The sequence below is a fragment of the Agrobacterium sp. 22-209-1 genome, assembly GCF_053522485.1.
This window is the reverse complement of the sequence record NZ_JBNWCH010000007.1, coordinates 35,220-55,105: the sequence shown is the minus strand read 5'-3', so window position 1 is coordinate 55,105 and position 19,886 is coordinate 35,220. Positions and strand designations below refer to the sequence as shown.

The 19,886-nt window shown below is 59.3% G+C and carries 22 protein-coding genes; 7 read left to right on the top strand and 15 right to left on the bottom strand.

Annotated elements, in window-relative coordinates; all coding sequences use genetic code 11:
* The first annotated feature begins 23 nt into the window (after positions 1-23).
* A complete protein-coding gene (pheT, locus tag ACQZ48_RS16325; RefSeq protein ID WP_191217328.1) occupies positions 24-2,447 on the top strand; it encodes a phenylalanine--tRNA ligase subunit beta in 2,424 nt (807 codons plus the stop codon).
* 58 nt (positions 2,448-2,505) lie between these two features.
* On the opposite strand, the gene ACQZ48_RS16320 is transcribed toward pheT, so the two are convergent.
* Positions 2,506-3,507 (bottom strand): aldo/keto reductase, encoded by a 1,002-nt coding sequence (locus ACQZ48_RS16320; RefSeq protein ID WP_142913740.1) that lies wholly within the window; start codon positions 3,505-3,507, stop codon positions 2,506-2,508.
* 117 nt (positions 3,508-3,624) lie between these two features.
* Here ACQZ48_RS16320 and ACQZ48_RS16315 point away from each other — a divergent pair, with 117 nt between their 5' ends.
* Positions 3,625-4,515, top strand: a complete 891-nt coding sequence (locus ACQZ48_RS16315) for a LysR family transcriptional regulator (protein WP_191217329.1) — start codon at positions 3,625-3,627, stop codon at positions 4,513-4,515.
* On the opposite strand, the gene ACQZ48_RS16310 is transcribed toward ACQZ48_RS16315, so the two are convergent.
* The 4 genes from ACQZ48_RS16310 to ACQZ48_RS16295 form a co-directional block, all read right to left on the bottom strand.
* Positions 4,516-4,959 (bottom strand): GNAT family N-acetyltransferase, encoded by a 444-nt coding sequence (locus ACQZ48_RS16310; RefSeq protein WP_191217330.1) that lies wholly within the window; start codon positions 4,957-4,959, stop codon positions 4,516-4,518.
* A gap of 1 nt (position 4,960) precedes the next feature.
* On the bottom strand, positions 4,961-5,911 hold the full coding sequence (locus tag ACQZ48_RS16305) for an aldo/keto reductase (RefSeq protein WP_191217331.1): 951 nt from the start codon (positions 5,909-5,911) through the stop codon (positions 4,961-4,963).
* A 109-nt stretch (positions 5,912-6,020) separates the two neighbouring features.
* Complete coding sequence (locus tag ACQZ48_RS16300) at positions 6,021-7,004, bottom strand: GlxA family transcriptional regulator (protein WP_448729037.1); 984 nt, start codon at positions 7,002-7,004, stop codon at positions 6,021-6,023.
* The gene (locus ACQZ48_RS16295; protein ID WP_191217333.1) at positions 7,004-7,564 is read right to left on the bottom strand and encodes an isochorismatase family protein; all 561 of its coding nucleotides are present in this window, start codon (positions 7,562-7,564) and stop codon (positions 7,004-7,006) included. The genes ACQZ48_RS16300 and ACQZ48_RS16295 overlap by 1 nt, the downstream gene beginning before the upstream one ends.
* Positions 7,565-7,743: 179 nt before the next feature.
* Here ACQZ48_RS16295 and ACQZ48_RS16290 point away from each other — a divergent pair, with 179 nt between their 5' ends.
* Positions 7,744-8,727 carry a Gfo/Idh/MocA family protein gene (locus ACQZ48_RS16290; protein ID WP_191217334.1) on the top strand — a complete coding sequence of 328 codons (984 nt, stop codon included), beginning with the start codon at positions 7,744-7,746 and terminating at the stop codon, positions 8,725-8,727.
* On the opposite strand, the gene ACQZ48_RS16285 is transcribed toward ACQZ48_RS16290, so the two are convergent.
* Both ACQZ48_RS16285 and ACQZ48_RS16280 read right to left on the bottom strand, forming a co-directional pair.
* Positions 8,724-9,095 carry a GtrA domain-containing protein gene (locus ACQZ48_RS16285; RefSeq protein WP_137409619.1) on the bottom strand — a complete coding sequence of 124 codons (372 nt, stop codon included), beginning with the start codon at positions 9,093-9,095 and terminating at the stop codon, positions 8,724-8,726. The two genes, ACQZ48_RS16290 and ACQZ48_RS16285, sit on opposite strands and share 4 nt — an antisense overlap.
* Before the next feature lie 12 nt (positions 9,096-9,107).
* Positions 9,108-9,350 carry a hypothetical protein gene (locus ACQZ48_RS16280; RefSeq protein ID WP_077983775.1) on the bottom strand — a complete coding sequence of 81 codons (243 nt, stop codon included), beginning with the start codon at positions 9,348-9,350 and terminating at the stop codon, positions 9,108-9,110.
* A 189-nt stretch (positions 9,351-9,539) separates the two neighbouring features.
* Between ACQZ48_RS16280 and xseA the strand changes: the two genes are divergently transcribed.
* Positions 9,540-11,138 (top strand): exodeoxyribonuclease VII large subunit, encoded by a 1,599-nt coding sequence (gene xseA, locus ACQZ48_RS16275; RefSeq protein ID WP_191217335.1) that lies wholly within the window; start codon positions 9,540-9,542, stop codon positions 11,136-11,138.
* Here the strand turns inward: xseA and ACQZ48_RS16270 are convergent, their stop codons facing one another.
* The 3 genes from ACQZ48_RS16270 to ACQZ48_RS16260 all read right to left on the bottom strand — a co-directional run bounded on the left by ACQZ48_RS16270 (position 11,139) and on the right by ACQZ48_RS16260 (position 13,711).
* Positions 11,139-12,341, bottom strand: coding sequence for a mandelate racemase/muconate lactonizing enzyme family protein (locus tag ACQZ48_RS16270; RefSeq protein WP_137409621.1), 1,203 nt, complete (start codon positions 12,339-12,341; stop codon positions 11,139-11,141).
* A gap of 54 nt (positions 12,342-12,395) precedes the next feature.
* A complete protein-coding gene (locus ACQZ48_RS16265) occupies positions 12,396-13,103 on the bottom strand; it encodes a FadR/GntR family transcriptional regulator (RefSeq protein WP_077983772.1) in 708 nt (235 codons plus the stop codon).
* Positions 13,104-13,210: 107 nt separating this feature from the next.
* Positions 13,211-13,711 (bottom strand): MarR family winged helix-turn-helix transcriptional regulator, encoded by a 501-nt coding sequence (locus tag ACQZ48_RS16260; protein WP_170985432.1) that lies wholly within the window; start codon positions 13,709-13,711, stop codon positions 13,211-13,213.
* 81 nt (positions 13,712-13,792) lie between these two features.
* Here ACQZ48_RS16260 and pecM point away from each other — a divergent pair, with 81 nt between their 5' ends.
* Positions 13,793-14,656: a 4-hydroxybenzaldehyde efflux transporter PecM gene (gene pecM, locus ACQZ48_RS16255; RefSeq protein ID WP_191217337.1), complete on the top strand. Its 864-nt coding sequence runs from the start codon at positions 13,793-13,795 to the stop codon at positions 14,654-14,656.
* A 7-nt stretch (positions 14,657-14,663) separates the two neighbouring features.
* Here the strand turns inward: pecM and ACQZ48_RS16250 are convergent, their stop codons facing one another.
* From ACQZ48_RS16250 to ACQZ48_RS16240, 3 genes are all read right to left on the bottom strand, one after another.
* Positions 14,664-15,902 carry an aminopeptidase gene (locus ACQZ48_RS16250; protein WP_191217338.1) on the bottom strand — a complete coding sequence of 413 codons (1,239 nt, stop codon included), beginning with the start codon at positions 15,900-15,902 and terminating at the stop codon, positions 14,664-14,666.
* An 88-nt stretch (positions 15,903-15,990) separates the two neighbouring features.
* Entirely contained in the window at positions 15,991-16,467 is a 477-nt protein-coding gene (gene ybaK, locus ACQZ48_RS16245) for a Cys-tRNA(Pro) deacylase (RefSeq protein ID WP_137409625.1), read from the bottom strand.
* A 12-nt stretch (positions 16,468-16,479) separates the two neighbouring features.
* Positions 16,480-16,827, bottom strand: coding sequence for an ArsC family reductase (locus ACQZ48_RS16240; protein WP_191217339.1), 348 nt, complete (start codon positions 16,825-16,827; stop codon positions 16,480-16,482).
* Positions 16,828-17,061: 234 nt separating this feature from the next.
* On the opposite strand from ACQZ48_RS16240, the gene ACQZ48_RS16235 reads away from it, so the two are divergent.
* Positions 17,062-17,229: a hypothetical protein gene (locus ACQZ48_RS16235; protein ID WP_003503889.1), complete on the top strand. Its 168-nt coding sequence runs from the start codon at positions 17,062-17,064 to the stop codon at positions 17,227-17,229.
* A 59-nt stretch (positions 17,230-17,288) separates the two neighbouring features.
* Here the strand turns inward: ACQZ48_RS16235 and ACQZ48_RS16230 are convergent, their stop codons facing one another.
* Both ACQZ48_RS16230 and ACQZ48_RS16225 read right to left on the bottom strand, forming a co-directional pair.
* The gene (locus tag ACQZ48_RS16230; protein ID WP_191217340.1) at positions 17,289-18,005 is read right to left on the bottom strand and encodes a 2'-5' RNA ligase family protein; all 717 of its coding nucleotides are present in this window, start codon (positions 18,003-18,005) and stop codon (positions 17,289-17,291) included.
* Between the two features lie 380 nt (positions 18,006-18,385).
* Entirely contained in the window at positions 18,386-18,712 is a 327-nt protein-coding gene (locus tag ACQZ48_RS16225; protein ID WP_202048158.1) for a winged helix-turn-helix transcriptional regulator, read from the bottom strand.
* Positions 18,713-18,864: 152 nt separating this feature from the next.
* Here ACQZ48_RS16225 and ACQZ48_RS16220 point away from each other — a divergent pair, with 152 nt between their 5' ends.
* Positions 18,865-19,854 (top strand): quinone oxidoreductase family protein, encoded by a 990-nt coding sequence (locus ACQZ48_RS16220; RefSeq protein ID WP_448729036.1) that lies wholly within the window; start codon positions 18,865-18,867, stop codon positions 19,852-19,854.
* Positions 19,855-19,886: the final 32 nt, after the last annotated feature.

Genomic DNA, 19,886 nt, shown 5'->3' with positions numbered 1-19,886 from the left:
CCGGTTAGCCAAGGAGCAAAGACATGAAATTCACTCTTTCCTGGCTGAAAGAGCATCTCGAAACGGATGCGACGCTGGACGAGATCTGCGAGCGGCTGACGGCAATCGGCCTTGAGGTCGAGGATGTTGATGACAAAACGGCCTACAAGCCTTTCGTCATTGCCAAGGTGGTTTCCGCTGAAAAACACCCCGAGGCCGACCGCCTCAAGGTGCTGATGGTCGATGCCGGAGACGGCAAGCCGGTGCAGATCGTCTGCGGCGCGCCGAATGCACGCGCCGGTCTCGTCGGTGCGCTCGCGCGTCCGGGCGTCTATGTTCCGGGCATCGACGTCACCCTTGCAGTCGGCAAGATACGCGGCGTGGAAAGCCACGGCATGATGTGCTCCGAAAAGGAGCTCAACATCTCCGACGATCATGACGGCATCATCGATCTGCCGCAGGATGCCCCTGTCGGCACGTCCTTCGCCACCTATGCCGGTCTCGACGATCCGGTCATCGAAATCAACCTGACGCCGAACCGTCCCGACTGCACCTCGATCTATGGCATTGCTCGGGATCTCGCCGCGTCCGGTCTCGGCAAGCTGAAGACGAGACCCGCGCCGTCCTTCAAGGTGGAAGGCGCAACGCCTGTGGACGTGAGGCTGGAACTGGACGACACTGCCCTTTGCCCCGGCTTCTCGTTGCGCATCGTGCGCGGCGTGAAGAATGGCCCAAGCCCGAAATGGATGCAGCAGCGCCTGATGGCAATCGGTCTGCGCCCCATCAATGCGCTTGTCGACATCACCAACTACATGACCTTCGATCAGGGTCGGCCGATGCACGTCTTCGATGCCGCCAAGGTCAAAGGCGATCTCACGGTTCGCCGTGCGAAGGAGGGCGAGACCATCCTCGCGCTCGACCAGCGCGAATATAAGCTCGGTCCGAACAATGTCGTCATCGCCGATGAAAAAGGCCTCGAGTCCATCGGCGGCATCATGGGTGGCGAACATTCAGGCTGCGACGAGAACACCGTCGACGTGCTGATCGAATCCGCTCTCTGGGATCCTATCAACATCGCCAAGACCGGCCGTTCGCTCGGCATCATCACAGATGCGCGTTATCGTTTCGAGCGCGGTGTCGATCCGGAATATATGGTTCCGGGTCTGGAACGCACCACCGAGCTGGTTCTGGAACTCTGCGGTGGCATTGCCGGGGAAGCCAAAGTCGTTGGCTACAAGGGCCATCAGCCAAAGGTCGTGGATTTCCCGCTGACGGAGGTGAAGCGCCTGACAGGTCTGGAAGTGTCGGCGCAGGAGAGTCTCACCATTCTCAAGGGTCTCGGTTTCGGCGTCGAGGGAACGGGCGAGCGCGTATCCGTCACCGTGCCGTCCTGGCGTCCTGATGTCGACGGTAAGGCCGATCTGGTTGAAGAGGTCATGCGCATTCATGGCGTTGACAATATCAAGCCGGAACCGCTGGAAAGCTTCGGTGCCGTCAACGGCCGTATCCTGACCACGCTGCAGATCCGCACCCGCACCGCGCGCCGTGCGCTGGCAAGCCGCGGCATGCTCGAGGCCGTCACCTGGTCCTTCATCCCGGAAGCGCAGGCAAAGCTGTTCGGCGGCGGTTCGCCGGCCCTGAAGCTCGCAAACCCGATTGCGGCCGATATGTCTGACATGCGGCCCTCGCTGCTGCCCGGCCTGCTGACCGCCGCACAGCGCAATGCCGACAAGGGCTATGGTGACGTCGCGATCTTCGAGGTTTCCGGCACCTATGAGGGCGATACACCTGATAAGCAACGCCGCGTTGCCGGCGGCGTTCGCCGTGGAACGGCCTCGCTGGCGGGTAGCGGCCGCATGTGGTCCAATGCTTTGAAGGGCGGCGGTAAGCCGGTCGATGTTTATGACGCCAAGGCCGATGCGCTTTCGGTGCTCGAAGCTTGCGGCCTGCCCATGGCCAATGTGCAGATTGAGGCCGGCGGCCCCTCCTGGTATCATCCCGGCCGTTCCGGCACCATCAAGATGGGTCCGAAGGTCGTGCTCGGTTATTTCGGTGAATTCCACCCGAAGACGCTGTCCGAACTGGATGTCTCCGGCGCCTATTGCGGTTTCGAGATTTATCTCGACGCCATGCCGGAGCCGAAGAAGAAGGCAACCCGGACCAAGCCTGCGCTTGAGCTTTCACCCTTCCAGGCGGTGAAGCGCGACTTCGCCTTCGTGGTCGACAAGTCGGTGGAAGCGGGCGCCATCATCAAGGCGGCTACAAGCGCCGACCGCAAGCTGATCGCCGGCGTCAACGTCTTCGACATCTTCGAAGGCGCATCGCTCGGCGAAAACCGCAAGTCGGTAGCCATCGAGGTCCAGATCCAGCCGGTCGACAAGACGCTGACGGACGAGGATTTCGAAGCCTTGACGGCCAAGATCGTCGGCAATGTCGAGAAATCGACGGGCGGCGTCCTGCGCGCCTGAGCCTGGGGGCATCTGTCGGAATGAACAAAGCCGCGGCGGTTGCCGCGGCTTTTTGTTTCTAGCGATTGGCCATCCGTGACATCTGTTCTGGGTAACGCGCGCCGGCGACTTTTGCGGGCGAAAGTAGCGCGCCGAGGCTGGCGGCTTCTTCTGCCGTCAGCGATACCTCCGCCGCGGCAACATTCTTCTCCAGATTGGCGATTTTTGTCGTGCCGGGAATAGGAACGATGAAGTCGCCCTGCGCCAGAACCCAGGCCAGAGCCAGTTGTCCGGCGGTCACGCCCTTCTCAGTCGCCATGTCCTCCAGAAGCTTGATGAGCGCCAGATTGGCGTCGAAGTTTTCGCTTTGAAAACGCGGCAGGCCGCGGCGAAAGTCGTCCGATGCAAGTCCGTCGAGCGTCTTCAATGCGCCAGTCAAAGCGCCGCGTCCAAGTGGACTGAAGGGGACGAAACCGATGCCGAGTTCGCGGCAGGTCTCCAGCACGCCGTTTTCCTCCACGTCGCGGGTCCATAGAGAATATTCGCTCTGAATGGCCGCAATCGGATGAACAGCGTGCGCTTTGCGAAGTGTTTCGGCGCTCGCTTCCGACAGGCCGAGATGCTTCACTTTGCCCTGTCGCACCAGCTCGGCCATGGCGCCGACCGTGTCTTCGATCGGAACATTCGGATCGACGCGATGCTGGTAGAACAGGTCGATCTCATCGACGCCAAGGCGTTTGAGAGAGGCTTCGGCGACGGCGCGCACATTTTCCGGGCGACTGTCGGTGCCTACCATCATCTGGCCAGCGGGTTTGGTGGTGTCGATTTTGAAGCCGAACTTGGTGGCGATGACCACCTTGTCGCGATAGGGCTTCAAACCCTTGCCGACAAGGATTTCGTTGTTGTAAGGCCCGTAAACCTCCGCCGTATCGAAAAAGGTAACGCCGAGTTCGACGGCGCGGTGCAGCGTTGCAATTGCGCTGCTCTCATCGCCGGTCGGGCTATAGGCATGGGTCATACCCATGCAGCCGAGGCCAAGCGCCGAAACGGAAAGGTTGTTTCCGAGGGTTCTTTTTTTCATTTGTACGTCCTTCCATAAGGAGCCGCCCATCGCTAGGGGCGTGGTTAGAAAATAGCGTCTCATGGCGATAAAAATAATCGCTGCAAATCCGTGTGGGTTGTTCTATCATTTAGAACAATGAACCGTGTGCAACTCTCCCAGCTGGCCGTTCTGGCCGCCGTTGCCGAAGGCCGCAGCTTTCGCAAGGCCGCCGCCGAACTTGCCATTGCCCCTTCCGCCGTCAGCCATGCGGTGTCATCGCTGGAGGCGAGCGTTGGGCTACGCCTGCTTCATCGTACCACCCGCAGCGTCTCACCGACAGAGGAGGGCAGGCGGCTTCTCGAGACGCTTGGCCCTGCACTTGCGGATATCGATGCGGTCATCGAGACCCTCGCCGAGCATGGCGGGAGACCGGCCGGCCCTCTGCGCATCACTCTGCCGAGACTGGCCGCCGAGGACCTCATCGTGCCACGGCTGGGTGAATTCCTGCGGCTCTATCCCGATATTTCACTCGAAATTTCAACCGACGACCGCTTCGAGGATATTGTCGCAAAAGGTTTCGATGCCGGGCTGCGGCTCGGGGAGCACCTCGATGCGGATATGATTGCGGTTAAAGCCAGCGGCGCGTGGCGCGGCGCAATTGTTGGCTCTCCGTCCTATTTTGCGGAAAATCCATCGCCACGCGATCCCAGGGATCTCATTCGGCATCGCTGCATTCGCCGGCGTTTCGCTAGCGGCCTTATCTATCGCTGGGAACTGGAGAAGAATGGCAAGCCATTGGTGGTCGATGTGCAAGGGCCGCTGATCCTGTCGGACCAGAGCCTCATTCGACGGGCGGCGATTGACGGCGCAGGGCTTGCCTTCGTTTTTGAGCAGCGTGTCGAGGACGATATCAGGGAGGGAAAGCTGATCCGCGTGCTGGAGGACTGGTGCGCGCCCTTCGACGGTTTTTACATTTATTATCCCTCGCGCAGGCAGATGCGTCCGGCGCTGAGGGCTTTCGTGGATTTTTTCCGCTACCGGGGCTGATCAGAACTTGATGCGATAGCGGATATGGCCGTCGCTTTTGACGTAGCTGTCGTAAAGCTTCTGGGCACGGTGATTATGCTCGTCCGTATTCCAGTACAGCCGTGACCAGCCCTTGTCCTTGCAAATAGTGATCAGGTCATCCATCAGCGCCCGGCCCGTGCCCTTGCCACGGATTTCGCTATCGACGAATAAATCCTCCAGATAGCAGTCCGGTGTCTTCACCCAGGTGGAATCATGGAAATGGTGGATGGCGAAACCGGCCATGCGCTTGCCGAGCATGGCCACCCGCATGGAAACACGGGATGTGGGATCGAGGATACGCGCCCAGGTGTGTTCCGTCACATCATCGGCAAGATCAACCTCGTAAAAGGCGAGATAATCGTTCCAGAGGCGCAGCCATTCCGCCCGGTCAGCCGGCTCTGCGTCGCGAATCGTGAGTTCCATCTTATACGCCAGCCTTGTCGAGAAGGGTCATCATATCATCCGTGAGCTTCAGATCGCCGGCGCGTTTGAAGCTTTCAAGCTGCGACAGGCTGGTGGCGCTGGCAATCGGCGCGGTTATCGCCTTTTTCCTTAACAGCCAGGCCAGCGCGATATCCGCGAGCTTGGCCCCGGTTTGTACCGCCACAGCATCCATGGCGCCCAAAACGGCGAGACCACGTGCGTTGACATATTCGCCGACGCGATAGCTGCGGGCGACACCTTCCGTATCGGCCTTGGCGCGATATTTCCCGGTCAGAAAGCCGGCGGCGAGGCTGTAATAGTTGATGACGCCGAGCTCTTCCTTGACGCAAAGATCGGCAAGAGGACCTTCAAAATCCGCGCGGTTATAGAGGTTATATTCCGGCTGCAGTACATCATAACGCGGAAGATTGTTCTTCGCGGCCACGTCCAGCGCCTCCTGAAGCTGGCTCGCGGAATAGTTGGAGCAGCCGATGGCGCGGATTTTCCCCTCTTCCTTCAGCTTTGCGAAGGCGGCAAGCGTCTCTTCCAGCGGCACGTCCGCATCCGGTTTATGGGCAAGATAGAGGTCGATATAGTCAGTCTGCAATCGCTTCAGCGAAGCCTCGACAGCCTCTGCGATCCACCTGGCGCTCAGCCCTGTCTTCTGGCCGCGATTGTCGAAACCGACCTTGGTGACGATCACCGCGTCCTCCCGCTTCACGCTCGATTGCTTCAGCCATTTGCCGATGATCGCCTCGGACTCGCCGCCCACATGTCCATCCACCCAGGCGGAATAGACATCTGCCGTGTCGATGGCGTTGAACCCGGCGTCGAAAAAGGCGTCGAGCAGGGCAAAGGAAGTCTTCTCGTCCGCTGTCCAGCCGAAGACGTTGCCACCGAAGACGATCGGGGCGATGGAGAGGCCGGTGCGGCCAAGGCTTCGTTTTTCCACGGGGAATGCTCCTGTTGCTGACTTTGCCCCAAGGTTAGCAACTGCCAGTCTGCATAACCATTCAATTCCTTTGATGGCATTCATCAGGCAGCGGCAGGGTCTGAGATTATCAGGCCTGAAAACCGCGATAGTGGCTGGGAGGGAAGCGATTATGCTGTTGCCAGACACGCCGCAAATGCCGGGCGGAGGCAAAACCGGCCCTCTCGGCAATGGCTTCCATATCCAGACGGCTGTTGGCGAGAATGTCGCGGACGAGATTGACCCGCATCAGGTTGACATAATCGATGACACTGATGCCCGTATGCTCGCGAAACAGGCGCGACAGGTGCCTTTCGCTGAGCGCCGCAATATCGGCCAGCCGCTCCAGCGACCAGTCCTGCGCCGGCTCGGCCATCACACGGTCCTGAACCCGATGAATGGCGGGGTGGATGTGGTTGCGGCCGGTGAGCCACGGGGAGATTTGCGGATCGCTGCCGCTGCGCCTGAGATAAACCACCATGGTTTTGGCAATACGCGCTGCGACCGCCGGGGATGTCAGCCGGGAAACCACATGCAGCATCAGGTCGATACCGGTGGAAATGCCGGCGCTTGAGAAGCGGTTGCCATCCTCGACGAAAAGGCGGTTTTCGGCCACCTGGGACAGCGGCGCGACGCGGCGCAGCCCTTCAACGCAATCGGCATGGGTCGTGCAGTTGCACCCGTCGAAAAGCCCGGCTTCGCCCGCCAGCAGCGCGCCGGAACAGATGGAAATGACTGTCGTATGAGGGCGCACCGCGCGGCGCAGCCATGCCACCAGCGTCTGCCGCTCTCGCCGTGCCTCCGGATCGTTGTCGAAGCGTGACGTGCTGCCCGAGATCAGCAGGAAAGCATTTTCCGGCAGGGTCGCGGGCAAGCTCTCCAGCCCTGAAAGCGCAAGGCCGATGGAGGATTGTTGTTTGTCACTCGCAGCAATGTAGCGGCAGTCGAAATGGATGTCCCGTTGTTCCCCGTTGGCATAACGGATCACTTCGAGCGGACCGGCAATATCGAGCAACAGCGCATGGGGCGGCACAAGCGTATAAAAGGGAATGGTGCGTGTGCCGCCTTTATCCATCAGGCCGCCTCTTCCAAGGTGGCAAGTGCGTCGTCGACGGTCACGATGCGCGCAAAGCGGCCAGCCAGCACCAGCTCGGTCCGCTTGCGGATATCGTCGGGGCTGAAGACGGTGCCGGAAGCATGTGTCATCGGGAAAGTCAGCGTCGCTTCGGTGACGTAGTCGACGCTGTAACCAAGATCGGAGGCGTGACGGGTGGTGGTTTCACAGCATTGTTCGGTGCGGATACCGGAAACGATCAGCCGGTTGATACCCTTCTGCGTCAGCCAGATTTCGAGGCCGGTGCCGGCAAAAGCGGAATGGCGGTTCTTGTGAAAGGTGACATCTGGGGTAATCCGCACACCCTCCAGCGCCCGGATATAGCCGCTGTCTTTTGAAAAAGCCCTGTCGCCATCGACATGGAAGATTTGCACGACGGGAATGCCCGCAGCCTTGGCGCCGTCGATCAGCATCTGCTGCTTCTCCAGATAAGCGGCAAGCTCGCTTTCTTCGAAGTAAGGGGCGTGCCGAAAGGATTCCTGAACGTCGATGACTAGCAGCGCTGTACGAGAAGAGGACATTTCATGTTTCTCCATTGGGTTCATGCATAGCATAATTCCTCTTATCTAGCTTGGAGAAAAGCAGGTATTCCGACAAAGACAGGACAAATTCAGCCATACACTGCTCTGTCATGCATGGGCGGCTTGCCAGGCCGTGTGACGATGGTAAGTTTCCGACGATGGCAGAGCGGGAGAATGGAATGCTGCGTTTCGGAATAATCTCAACGGCGAAAATCGCTCAGGATCACGTCATCCCGGCGATGCAGGATGCGCGAAACTGCGTGGTCAGCGCCATCGCCAGCCGTGACCTCGCCAAGGCCCGCGCGGTGGCGGATCGTTTTTCCGTGCCCCACGCCTTCGGCTCCTATGAGGAGATGCTGGCGTCGGGTGTTATCGACGCCGTCTATATTCCGCTTCCGACCTCGCAGCATGTGGAATGGACCGTCAAGGCCGCCGATGCCGGCAAGCATGTTCTGTGCGAAAAGCCGATTGCACTGAAGGCCGAGGAGATCGATACCCTCATCGCCGCGCGTGACCGCAACCGTGTTATCATCTCGGAAGCCTTCATGGTCACCTATGCGCCCGTCTGGGCGAAGGTGAAGGAACTGCTGGCGTCCGGCGCGATAGGCACACTGAAGCATGTTCAAGGCGCTTTCAGCTATTTCAATCGCGATCCCGGCAATATGCGCAATATTCCCGAACTGGGTGGCGGCGCCTTGCCGGATATCGGCGTTTACCCGACCATCGTTACCCGCTTCGCTACCGGCGCGGAACCCCGGCGCGTACAGGCCACCGTCGAGCGCGATAAAGAATTCGGCACGGATATCTATTCCAGTGTCCGGGCCGATTTTGGCGATTTCGAACTGAGTTTTTATCTGGCCACACAGCTTGCCGCCCGTCAGCTCATGGTTTTCCATGGCACTGAGGGGTATATCGAGGTCAAGTCTCCGTTCAACGCCAATCGCTGGGGTGCGGAAGAGATCGAGCTGACCAATCAGGCCCACAACCAGTCGCAAATCTTCCGGTTTCAGGATAGCCGCCAATACAAGCTGGAGGCGGAGGCCTTTGCCCGTGCGGCGAAGGGTGAGGGCGACGTCGTGACGCTGGAAAGCTCGAGAAAGAACCAGCTTTTCATCGACGCTATCTACCGGGCAGCGGAAAAGGATGGCTGGGAGACAGTTTAGTCCTGATCCTGCCGTTGCTTTTGAAGCCGCCAATAGCCGTAAAGCGCCAGCACAAATGCTGCGAGTGCTGCAAAAGCAAGCGGGACGAGCGGCTGCACCAGCGGGTTGCGCCATTGCAGCAGGGCAAACAGCCCGACGCTGACGATCCGTGAGGTAAGCGTGACGGCATTTGTCAGGAAGCTGTTCAGCCTGGCTGATGCCTCACCATACGAACGGTTCAGCCGCCAGCTTGTTGCAAGCCCCGTTGCGGCACCCGGCAAACGGGCGGCAAGCGGATCGACGCCGAGATAGAAAATAAGCAGACAGGTAACGACGAGATCAACGGCCAGTCCGCCGATCTCGGTCAGTGCAAAGTGCGGAAGCCTCAAGGCGATGGACTTTTAGAGGGTTGGCTTGGTGGAACGCGGGCGCTGCAGCACCAGAAGGCTGATAACGACACCCACGACACCGAAATTGTAACCGGCGAGCGCCAGAAGCAGCGAGATCAAGGGCACGGCCGTGGAAGAAAGTGCAATCGCCACGCCATAGGCACCGATAACCATCATGCAGATGAAAACGATGCTGAAAACCGAACGGAGCGCAACTGCGGTTACGCCGAGCACTGTGGCGGTAAGAAAAATCATGATGCCGCCTCCTCTTTGATTGTCGGGCCTGAGGGAAGGCTTAACGCCGTTTTCCCTAACGAACCCTTGTTTCCTCCTCCCATCCTCATCTTCCTAACTCGTTAGTTGGGGATATGGTTTCAACGTCGTTAAAATGAGGCTGGTCGGCGCCGGCATTTCCGAATCGGCGGGTTTTGGTTACAAACGGGCATGAGCGATATTTTCTCCCACGCAGCATTGAGCAATCTTGCCGAGTTCTCGGTCTCCGAACTGTCGGGTTCCATCAAGCGCACGGTGGAGACGGCGTTCGAGCAGGTGCGGGTGCGCGGCGAGATTTCCGGCTATCGTGGTCCGCATTCGTCCGGGCACGCGTATTTCTCGCTGAAGGACGACCGCGCCCGTATCGACGCGGTGATCTGGAAAGGCACCTTCTCGCGGCTGAAGTTCCGCCCCGAAGAGGGCATGGAAGTCATCGCCACCGGCAAGGTCACAACCTTTCCCGGCTCCTCGAAATACCAGATCGTCATCGAAAGTCTCGAGCCGGCCGGTGCCGGCGCGCTGATGGCGCTTCTGGAAGATCGACGTCGGCGGCTGGCGGCGGAAGGGCTGTTCGATGCGGCTCGCAAGCGCCGGCTGCCCTTCATGCCGCATGTCATCGGCGTCGTCACCTCGCCGACGGGCGCTGTCATTCGCGACATCCTTCACCGCATTTCCGATCGCTTTCCGGTCCATGTGGTCGTCTGGCCGGTCAAGGTGCAGGGTGAAGGTTCGGGCGAGGAGGTGGCGAACGCCATTCGCGGTTTCAACGCACTTCAGCCCGGCGGTGTGACCTCGCGGCCCGACGTACTGATTGTCGCGCGCGGCGGCGGCAGTCTGGAGGACCTCTGGAGTTTCAACGATGAAATCGTCGTGCGCGCCGCTGCCGAAAGCGAAATCCCGCTGATTTCCGCCGTCGGGCATGAAACCGATACGACCTTGATCGACTACGCCGCCGATGTGCGTGCGCCAACCCCGACGGGGGCCGCCGAAATGGCCGTGCCGGTGCGTGCGGAACTTGAAGCGCAGCTTTCCGGCCTTGCCGCGCGCCTTGCCGGTTCGGTTTCGCGGCAGATGGATAATCGCCGCCAGGGCGTGCGGGCGCTGGTGCGTGCCTTGCCGTCCCTCGATCAGCTTCTGGCCCTGCCGCGCCGCCGTTTCGATGAGGCTACAAGCGGTCTTGGCCGGGGATTGGAATTGACGACGCTGAACAAGCGCCGTGCCTTCGAACGTTCCGCTTCGGGGCTGAGACCGGAGACCCTGCTAAACGGTCTCAAACACCACAGGCAACGCGTCACCGAACGTATGCACCGGGCCGAGACCCTGGTGGAGCGCCGTTTGCTGCAGGGCAAAGGCCGCGTCGATGCCTTCGATTCCGCGCTGCGTTCGCTTCCCGCTCGGTTGCTCGGCCAGGTGGAGCGGCAGAAGGAGCGGGTCGTCACTGCTGTGCGTCGGGCCGATACCGCCGTATTGCACCGCATGGCGCAGAACCGCGCGGGCCTTGCCGCTCATGACCGCATCCTGCAATCTCTGTCTTATAAAAACGTGCTGAAACGCGGTTATGCCGTGATCCGTGACGAAGAGAACCGGCCGTTGACGCGTGCGGCAGCTATCGCTTCAGGTGCTGTGGTCTCGATGGAATTTGCCGATGGCCGCGTCTCGGCCATCACGACGGGGGAGGGCGCACCGTCCCCCGATAACCCCATAGCGCCAAAAAAGAAGCCGGCGAAACCGGCTTCTTCCGATCCGGGCAATCAGGGCAGCCTGTTCTGATCAGATCGACGCCGTATCCGAAAAACGGCGGCTGACAGTGAAGGTCTTTTCGATATCGGGGTGCAGTTCCATGCCAAGGCCGGCGCCCGGCGGCACGGTAATCATGCCGTTTTTCACCTCAGGCAATGCGGTGACGAGATCGCGATACCAGGTCTTGTAGAAGGCGCGCACGCTTTCCTGCACCAGCGCATTCGGCGCATTGAGAGACAGATGCGTGGAGGCGCAGAGCACGACCGGGCCAGTGCAATCATGCGGCGCGACCGGCAGATGCCAGGCCTCCGCCATGGAGGCGATCTTGCGCGCCTCCGAAAGTCCGCCGCACCAGCTGATGTCAAGCATCACCACGCCGGCTGCACCTGTTTCCAGCAGGTCACGGAAGGCCCAGCGGGAGCCGAGCGTTTCGGATGCGGAAATGGGCGCTGGCGACACTGCGGCATAACGCGTCAGGCTGGAAAGGCTGTCCATCTTGATCGGGTCTTCGTGCCAGAAGGTCTGGTAGGGGGTAAGCGCCTTGGCGATCTGCATGGCGGGCAGAAGCTGCCACATCGAGTGGAACTCCACCATGATATCCATCTTGTCGCCCACCGCCTTGCGGATCTTTTCAAATGGCTCGAGCGCGCTTTTCAGGTCCGGCATCGAGATATATTGCCCGCGCGTCTTTTCCGCCGCCGCATCGAAGGGCCAGATCTTCATGGCGGTGATGCCGTCTTCCAGCAGCGAATGGGCAAGCTCGTCGGCCCGGTGCAGAAAGCCGTTCAGATCGTCATAGTCCTTGCCGCCGGAAAGGCCGTAATTGGCTGTCTGCTGGCCGGTCGCTTTCTTGATGTATTCGGTGCCTGCGCAGGTATTGTAGGTGCGGATTTCCCTGCGGCTGAAACCGCCGAGCAGCTGGGCGATGGGCTGGTTGGTGGCCTTGCCGAAAATATCCCACAGCGCGATGTCAAAAGCGGAGTTGCCGCGCACTTCCGCGCCCGAGGAACGGAAGCCGAGATAACCGACAAGGTCTTGCGCCAAGAGGTCGATTTGCAGCGGGTCGCGACCGATTACCCGGGGCGCGATATATTCATGGACATAGGTTTCCACCGTCTCGGCGCCATAAAAGGTTTCGCCAAGCCCGGTAATACCTTCATCCGTATGGACCAGAACCCAGAGCAGGTTTGCCCGTTCCGCCACACGGACGGTCTCAAGTTTCGTGATTTTCATGAAGTATCTCCTCCAGAGGCAGGTCGTGTTCCGCCTGGAACGGTGTTTGAAAAATCAGGCGATGCCGGCGGCCAGAAGCGCATGCACGCTTTCATCGAAATGCCGCGCCATCAGTGTTGAAGCCGTTTGCGGATCGCCGGCGGCAATGGCCTGTCCGATGGCGATGTGAAGCTCGCTTGCGGCATGGCGCTGCGCATCGGATGTGCGGCTTTTCCAGCCGATCGGCCAGGTCTGACGCGTCACATTCTGGAAGGCGGCGAGAATGAGTTCGAAAACCGGGTTCTTGGAGGCCCTGGCTATGGCGATGTGAAAAGCAAGATCGTGTTCCATGACCTTGTCGTTGTCGCCGAAATCCCGCTCCATATTGTTGGCATGGTCGAGAATGGTCAGCGCCTCCGCATCGGTGCGCCTCAGCGCCGCAAGCGTCACGGTTCTGACTTCGATGGTGCGGCGTACGTCGTAAATCTGCTGGATGTTGATCTGTTCGGTGTGAATGCCATGTTCGAACATCAATGACATTGCACCGTGATCCAGCGTCGCCACAGTGGCCCGCTTGCCGGCGCTCACGTCGATCAGCCGCATGGCAGACAGAGACCGGAAAGCCTCACGAACGACGGTGCGGGAGACACCGAGCTGCTGCGAGAGCGAAAGCTCGCTAGGGAGCTTCGCGCCGGGTGCGAGTTCGTTTTCGCGGATATGACGGGTGATAGCGCCGACCGTGCTGCTGACGAGACCGGCTTCATGCGAAATGGCGTTTAACATTTTTCCTCCAACCTGTAGTACAGGTTTATGGAGAATTGCTTACAGGATTTTCTGAAGCGAAACAAGCGCCATCACGGAGCCATTGTGTGTTTGTCGGCCAAAAAGGCCTATTCTTCGAAATCTCGCAAAAACCGTTTCAGCAGTCGGTTCAGCGTCGCACGGTCTTCTTCGCTGAGGCCGGCGACCAGGCGGTGCTGGTTTTCGACGTGAGCGCCTGCCGCTTCCTCGACAATCGCAAGGCCCCGTTCCGTCAGCGATATCAGGACGCTGCGCCGGTCGTTCGGGTTGTGGATACGTTCCACCAGGCCGGCTTTCTCGAGTTGGTCGATTCGGTTGGTCATGGTGCCGGAACTCACCATCGTCATGGCCAGGAGATCGCCGGGGGAGAGCCTGTAGGGTGAGCCGGAGCGCCGCAATGTCGCCAGTACATCGAAAGCGGAAGAGGAAAGCCCGTGCTTCAGCAGCGCCGCCTCTACCTCGCGGCCGAGATGGGTGGAAAGACGGTTCAGGCGCCCGAGCAGCCCCATGGGATCGACATCGAGATCGGGTCGCTCCCTGCGCCACTGCGCCAGAATGTGATCGACGTGGTCCAACGGTTCTTCGCTCATCACCAAGGCATAACAATTGATATCTTGACGTCAAGATAAAATCGACTAAGTTGAATTTATCTTGATATAGAGATTCTTGATATGAAGAAAAATACGACCTACTTAGCCGATGTGCTGGTGACAGCACTTGCTCCCGCCATCTGGGGAACCACCTATTTTGTCACGACGGAATTCCTGCCGCATGGATATCCGCTGCATGTCGCCATGCTGCGCGCCTTGCCGGCCGGTGTCCTGCTGCTGCTTCTCGTCCGAAAGCTGCCGCAGGGTATCTGGTGGCCGCGCAGCTTCATTCTCGGTGCGCTGAATTTTTCGTTTTTCTGGGCGATGCTCTTCGTTTCAGCCTATCGACTGCCGGGCGGTGTCGCAGCCACGGTGGGTGCGGTGCAGCCGCTCATCGTCATCGCGCTGTCGCGGCTGTTTCTCTCAATACCGGTGCGGCCGCTCGCCATCGTCGCCGGTTTTCTCGGCATTGCCGGTGTTGCGCTTCTGGTGCTGACGCCCGGCGCGGCACTTGATAGTATCGGTGTTGCCGCAGGCCTTGCCGGCGCCGTCTCCATGGCCTTCGGAACGGTGCTGACCCGCAAATGGCGCCCGCCCGTCTCGAACCTCACCTTCACCGCGTGGCAATTGACGGCCGGCGGCATTCTTCTTTTGCCGGTCGCTTATCTCTTGGAGCCGGCTTTGCCGGCGCCAACGGCGGCCAATGTTCTCGGTATGGCCTATCTCGGCCTCATCGGTGCAGCACTTACCTATCTTCTGTGGTTTCGTGGGCTTGCCCGCATCGAACCTTCCGCGGCCGCATCGCTCGGCTTCTTAAGTCCGGTCGTTGCAACTTTGCTGGGCTGGCTGGCGCTCGGTCAAAGCCTCGCGCCAGCGCAGATCGCCGGTTTCATTGCCGTGCTTTTCAGCATCTGGCTCAGTCAGCGCAGCCAGTTGCCGAGGTAGGGGGCCGTCAGGCCCATTCGCCCTTGCGCATGACAGGAACCGTGGAGCCATCTGGCTTAACGCCGTCAATATCCACCTTGTCGGAACCGATCATCCAGTCGATGTGGATAAGGCTGGAATTGCCGCCCTGCGCCTTGATCTGATCCTGCGACAGCGAGGCGCCGTCGAGAAAACATTTCGAATAGCATTGGCCAAGCGCGATGTGGCACGAGGCGTTTTCATCGAATAGCGTGTTGTAAAACAGGACTCCGCTTGCCGAAATCGGCGAGGAATGCGGCACAAGCGCCACTTCGCCAAGACGCCGTGCGCCCTCGTCGGTGTCGAGCACCTTGTTCAGTACGGCTTCGCCCCTGGAAGCCTTGGCTTCGACGATGCGACCGGCTTCGAACTTAACCTGGATATCATCGATCAGCGTACCCTGATGCGACAGTGGTTTGGTGCTGGAGACGTAACCGTCAACCCGCAGCGCATGCGGTGTCGTGAAGACTTCTTCGGTCGGAATATTCGGGTTACAGGTCACGCCGTTCTTGGCGGTGGAAGCGCCGCCATGCCATTCATGGCCGTCAGCTAGGCCGATCTTTACGTTGGTGCCCGGGCCGGTGAAATGCAGCGCGGAGAAGCGTTCGCCATTCAGCCATTCGGAGCGCTTGGCGAGATTGGCATTGTGCTGCGCCCATGCGGCGACGGGATCGGCGACATCCACCCGCGAGGCGGCGAAGATGGCATCCGCGAGCTTGTGCACCGCTTCATCTTCGGTGAGGCCGGGGAAGACTTGCTTTGCCCAGGACGGATTGGGGTAAGAAATGATGTTCCAGTTGATATCGAAGTTGGAAATCTTCTCCAGCGCCGGCTTATAGGCGGTGGAATTGGCCTTGTTGGCGCGCGCCACCTTGGCGGGGTCCTCTTCGGCCAGCAGCATGGGGTTGTCGCCGGCAATCGCCAGCCGCGCTGCGCCATTGGCATAGGCCTTGGCCATGCCCTCATAGAGCCAGCCGGAAGCCCGGTCGAAATTCGCGTCGCTGGCATGGCGGTAGCGCGAAAGCGTGGTTTCCTCGTCGGAATAGAAAGTGGTAACCAGCCCGCCGCCCGCCATATAGGCATGCTTGGTCAAAAACCTGACCAACGGCAGGGCCGCCAGCGGTGCAGTGATCACCAGATCCTGATCCTTCTGCAATTGCAAGCCGACCTTGACGGCGACTTCCGCGAGTTTTTCCAGTTTGACGGGATCGATGGGGGAAACGGTCATGATCTGCCTTCGTCTATTTCAATAGGAGGCGCCGACCATAGCCCATTCCTTCTGAAAGCCAAATGCTTTCAGGCGTGCCCCTCGCGCGTCAATCGGCGACCAGCGGTGCGGCAATGGCCTTCAGCGCCTTTTGGGCATCGCGTGGCGAAAGCCTTACCTGTAAGCCTCGCTGCCCGCCGTTCATGTAGACACAATCATGCGCCATGGCCGCGGCCTCGATGGCCGTCGGCACCTGCTTCTTCTGCCCGAAAGGGCTGATGCCGCCGACATGGTAACCGGTGGCCCGCTCCGCATCGGCAGGCTTCATCATGCTGGCGGATTTGCCTCCGAAGGCGGCGGCAAGCTTCTTCATGCTCACCTCGCGGTCGGAGGGGACAATGACGCAGACCGGCTTGCCGTCCAGCTCCGCCATCAGTGTCTTCAGCACCAGATGTGGCGCCTCACCGATCGCCTCGGCCGCCTGCAGCCCGATGCGATCGGCATTCGGGTCGTAATCATAAGTCACGGTGGTGAAGGCAATGCCGGCTTTAGTCAGCATCTGGGTGGCGCGGGTTGTTTTGGACATGGTGGGTTGCGTTCAGGCAAAAAGCGTCTGGTAGATTTCCGGCTTGAAGCCGACGGTTATCTTACCCTTCGCTTCCAGCACGGGCCGCTTGATCATGGAGGGCTGTTCCAGCATCAGCCCGATGGCCCTTTCTCGTGTAAGATCGGCCTTCTGGCTGTCGTCGAGTTTCTTGAATGTCGTGCCGGCCCGGTTGAGAACCGTTTCCCAGCCGGCGGCATCACACCATGTTTCCAGATGGGCGCGGTCGATACCGGCTGTCTTATAGTCGTGGAAAGAATAATCGACGCTGTTCGTCTCCAGCCAGCTTCTGGCCTTCTTCATCGTGTCGCAATTCTTGATGCCGTAAATCGTGAACGTCATGCTATCGCCTCTTCGTCTTCAAGCCTTCCGGCATAACAAAATATCCATCTTATTCAAGCTGCCGCCTGAGGCGCCTTGCGTCGATTCATCCCTCACAATGCTTGAGCTATGCAAAATCGAGGCGGCTGACATCCAAACGAGCGCGAGCAAAGCTGCATGGCTTCCCTGCTACATCGAGAGTTGTAGAAGATGCCTGAAATCCCCATTATCTGGGCAACAAAGATGGAGATTAAAATGCGTCAGGTTGCAAAGACATCGCGTAACTTCTTCGGTGAAACCTTCGCCGTTCTCGGTGCAGCGCTCTCGGTTTCGGCCGCTGTTCGCGCACATCGCAAGCCCGCCCGTGCCGATCTAGAAGCTCTCGGCATCGACGGCAAGGCTTTCGACAAGGTTCAGCTCTAAGCTGCTATCGTTTGTAGCGAGGCGATTTCGCCTCGCCCGTGAGTATATTTTGGCGCGCCTTAGCGTTCCGACTGCTTCCGGTTCGGTCGTTTTCTAGGACCGATCAATTTGTGCGGTAGATGTAGCTGACTTTCGAGCGGCTCATACCGATCCGCTTTTGCGGAGAGTGCGAAGCGTCCAAGGGACTCATGTCGGGTTTCGCCATTATGGCTGAAAACAAGCTCGAAATTACTCGCAAGCCAGCTATATGGCTTTCCGGCCGGCATCGGTTCCATCTTCCCGCAGCTATAAATCATCGTGATATGCGGTGTAAAAGATGGTGCAGGGATATAGGGAAGGTTCGCCTGTCGAAGCGCCCGTTGCAGCAGCCTCACCAGGGCATGGATCTCCGGCTGATCATCACCGTTTCGTAGGACCAAACTGTTGCGATTGCCAAAAAGTGCACTTCCGTCCAGGGTGACCGGAACAGGCCGCGCGTTTACCGCACCCATTGCCGCCTTCAGTCTGCTTGTCAGTCCGTGAGGGATCGTCTCGAAACATCCCAAACACAACAGGGTTATGTGTAGAAGCTCGGCGGGATATGCCTCACGGGTTGTCCGACCCAGAGCATGATGCGACGCATCGACAAACATTCTTTCCGCCAATTGCCGTGGCGGCTTCAGCAGCAACAGGAGCTTGTTTCGAAAGCGTGGATTGACGCGTCGTATTTTCTGCGGCTCCAGCCCATCAAAGCAAAGCTGCCTCAAGGCTCTTTCGTCCGTCAACTCGCACTCCATGACGATGCTCCACAGCCTTATGCCAAGGCCGGAAACCTATCATTGTGCGGTGATAAAATAAAGAACAAAAGATGAACAGAAGGCGGAATTGCTCCGCCTTCGCTTATTCCCACTCAATTGTTCGATTTCATGCTAACAAATTGAATTCATTTCAGAAAATATTTTTCGGCTTGATTACTACCGGCCCAGGACCCGTCAGAAAGCTATGCTACTGATATCATTTAGGAATTTCCACTGGCCTCCGCAAGCCATCTTTCGACTACTATCGGCTCTTTCCGCGCCAGGCGGAGAACTAACGTCTGAGCGAGACACGCGCCGAAAGTACCGTCAGCACCTCACTCCTATGAGCGCATCTGGCGACCCCCAGTTCCATTGAGCGGTCAGGCGCCGTCGCGTTCCCGATCGAACCGCTGCTTCGCCGCCTCAATCTCCGGCCCATGGGCAACAGACCACTGAAAGATCGCCTGAAACGGCGCTTTCAGCGATTCGCCCAGCGGAGTAACGCTGTACTCGACTGCGACCGGCGACACGGGGAACACTCGTCGCTCGATCAGTCCCAAACGTTCCAGTCGACGCAGCGTCTGTGTCAGAGCCTTCTGCGTGACACCGTTCAGCTCGCGCTTCAGTCCATTAAAGCGCATGGGTCCGGAGCAGAGTGCCGCAATGATGAGGATCGACCATTTGTCGGCGATCTGGTCGAGGATCATCCTGCTGAGATGATCGCTGTATTCGGTCGGGCAAAGCGCATCGGTGATGAGGTTTCCTTCAATATACCTGGTCTATTTGAAGTGCCTAATTGATACTAGGTATATGAATTATACCTTAAGGGCATCCGTTTCACAAACAGAGAGCCTGCAGTATGAAAGCGATACGTTTCCACTCAACGGGTGGCCCGGACGTTCTGGTTTATGAGGACGTTCCTGATCCGGTCGCGGGTCCCGGCGAAGTGCTGATCAAGGTCGAGGCCGTCGGCATGAATTTCGCCGACATCATGCGTCGTCGCGGCGATGACTATCCCGAACCTTCGCCGCCTCCGTTCATTCTTGGCGCCGAGGTTGCTGGCACAGTCGCCGCGCTCGGCGACGGCGTGACCAACATTCCTGTTGGCCTATCGGTTCTCGCGGCGCCGGGTGCGGGCGGATATGCCCAGTATGTTGTGGTTCCCGCCGCTACGATCATCCCGCTGCCGGAAGGCTTCGATGCCGTTCAGGCTGCCGCCCTGTTGGGCCACGGCCTCACCGCTGCCATCGCCCTGAAGCAGGCCGCCAAGCTTTTGCCGGGCGAAACCGTCCTCATTGAAGGGGCGGCCGGTGGTGTTGGCTCGTTCGCGATCCAGCTCGCCAAGCTCTATGGCGCCGGTAAGATCATCGCCGCTGCCAGCACGCCAGAGAAGCGCGCCAAGGCCGAAGCAATGGGTGCGGATGTCTCGGTCGATTATACCAAGCCAGACTGGGCCGACGATGTTCGCCGGGTCACCGATGGGCAAGGCGTCAACATCGTCATCGAGACGGCCGGGGGCGACACCCTGAATCAGGCGCTGGATGCAATGGCGCCGTTCGGCCGCATGATTTTTCTCGGCCAGTCCAGTGGAAAGACCGCGCTGGTCGATCCATGGCGGCTGACCTCGATGAACCATAGTGTGGTCGGCTTCTATATCGGCGCCTATCTGGCCAACGCTGACTTGTTGATGGCGACCATCGGTGAACTGATCGGCTTCGTGGCGAGCGGTCAGGTCAAGATCCAGGTCGGCACGGTGCTGCCGCTGTCGCAAGCTGCTGAAGCACACCGTTTGCTTGAAGGTCGTCAGACCACTGGAAAGGTGGTGCTTCAGCCCTGGCGCACCGCCTGACATTAGAAGCGCCGTGGGGGTCTGCCCGCGGC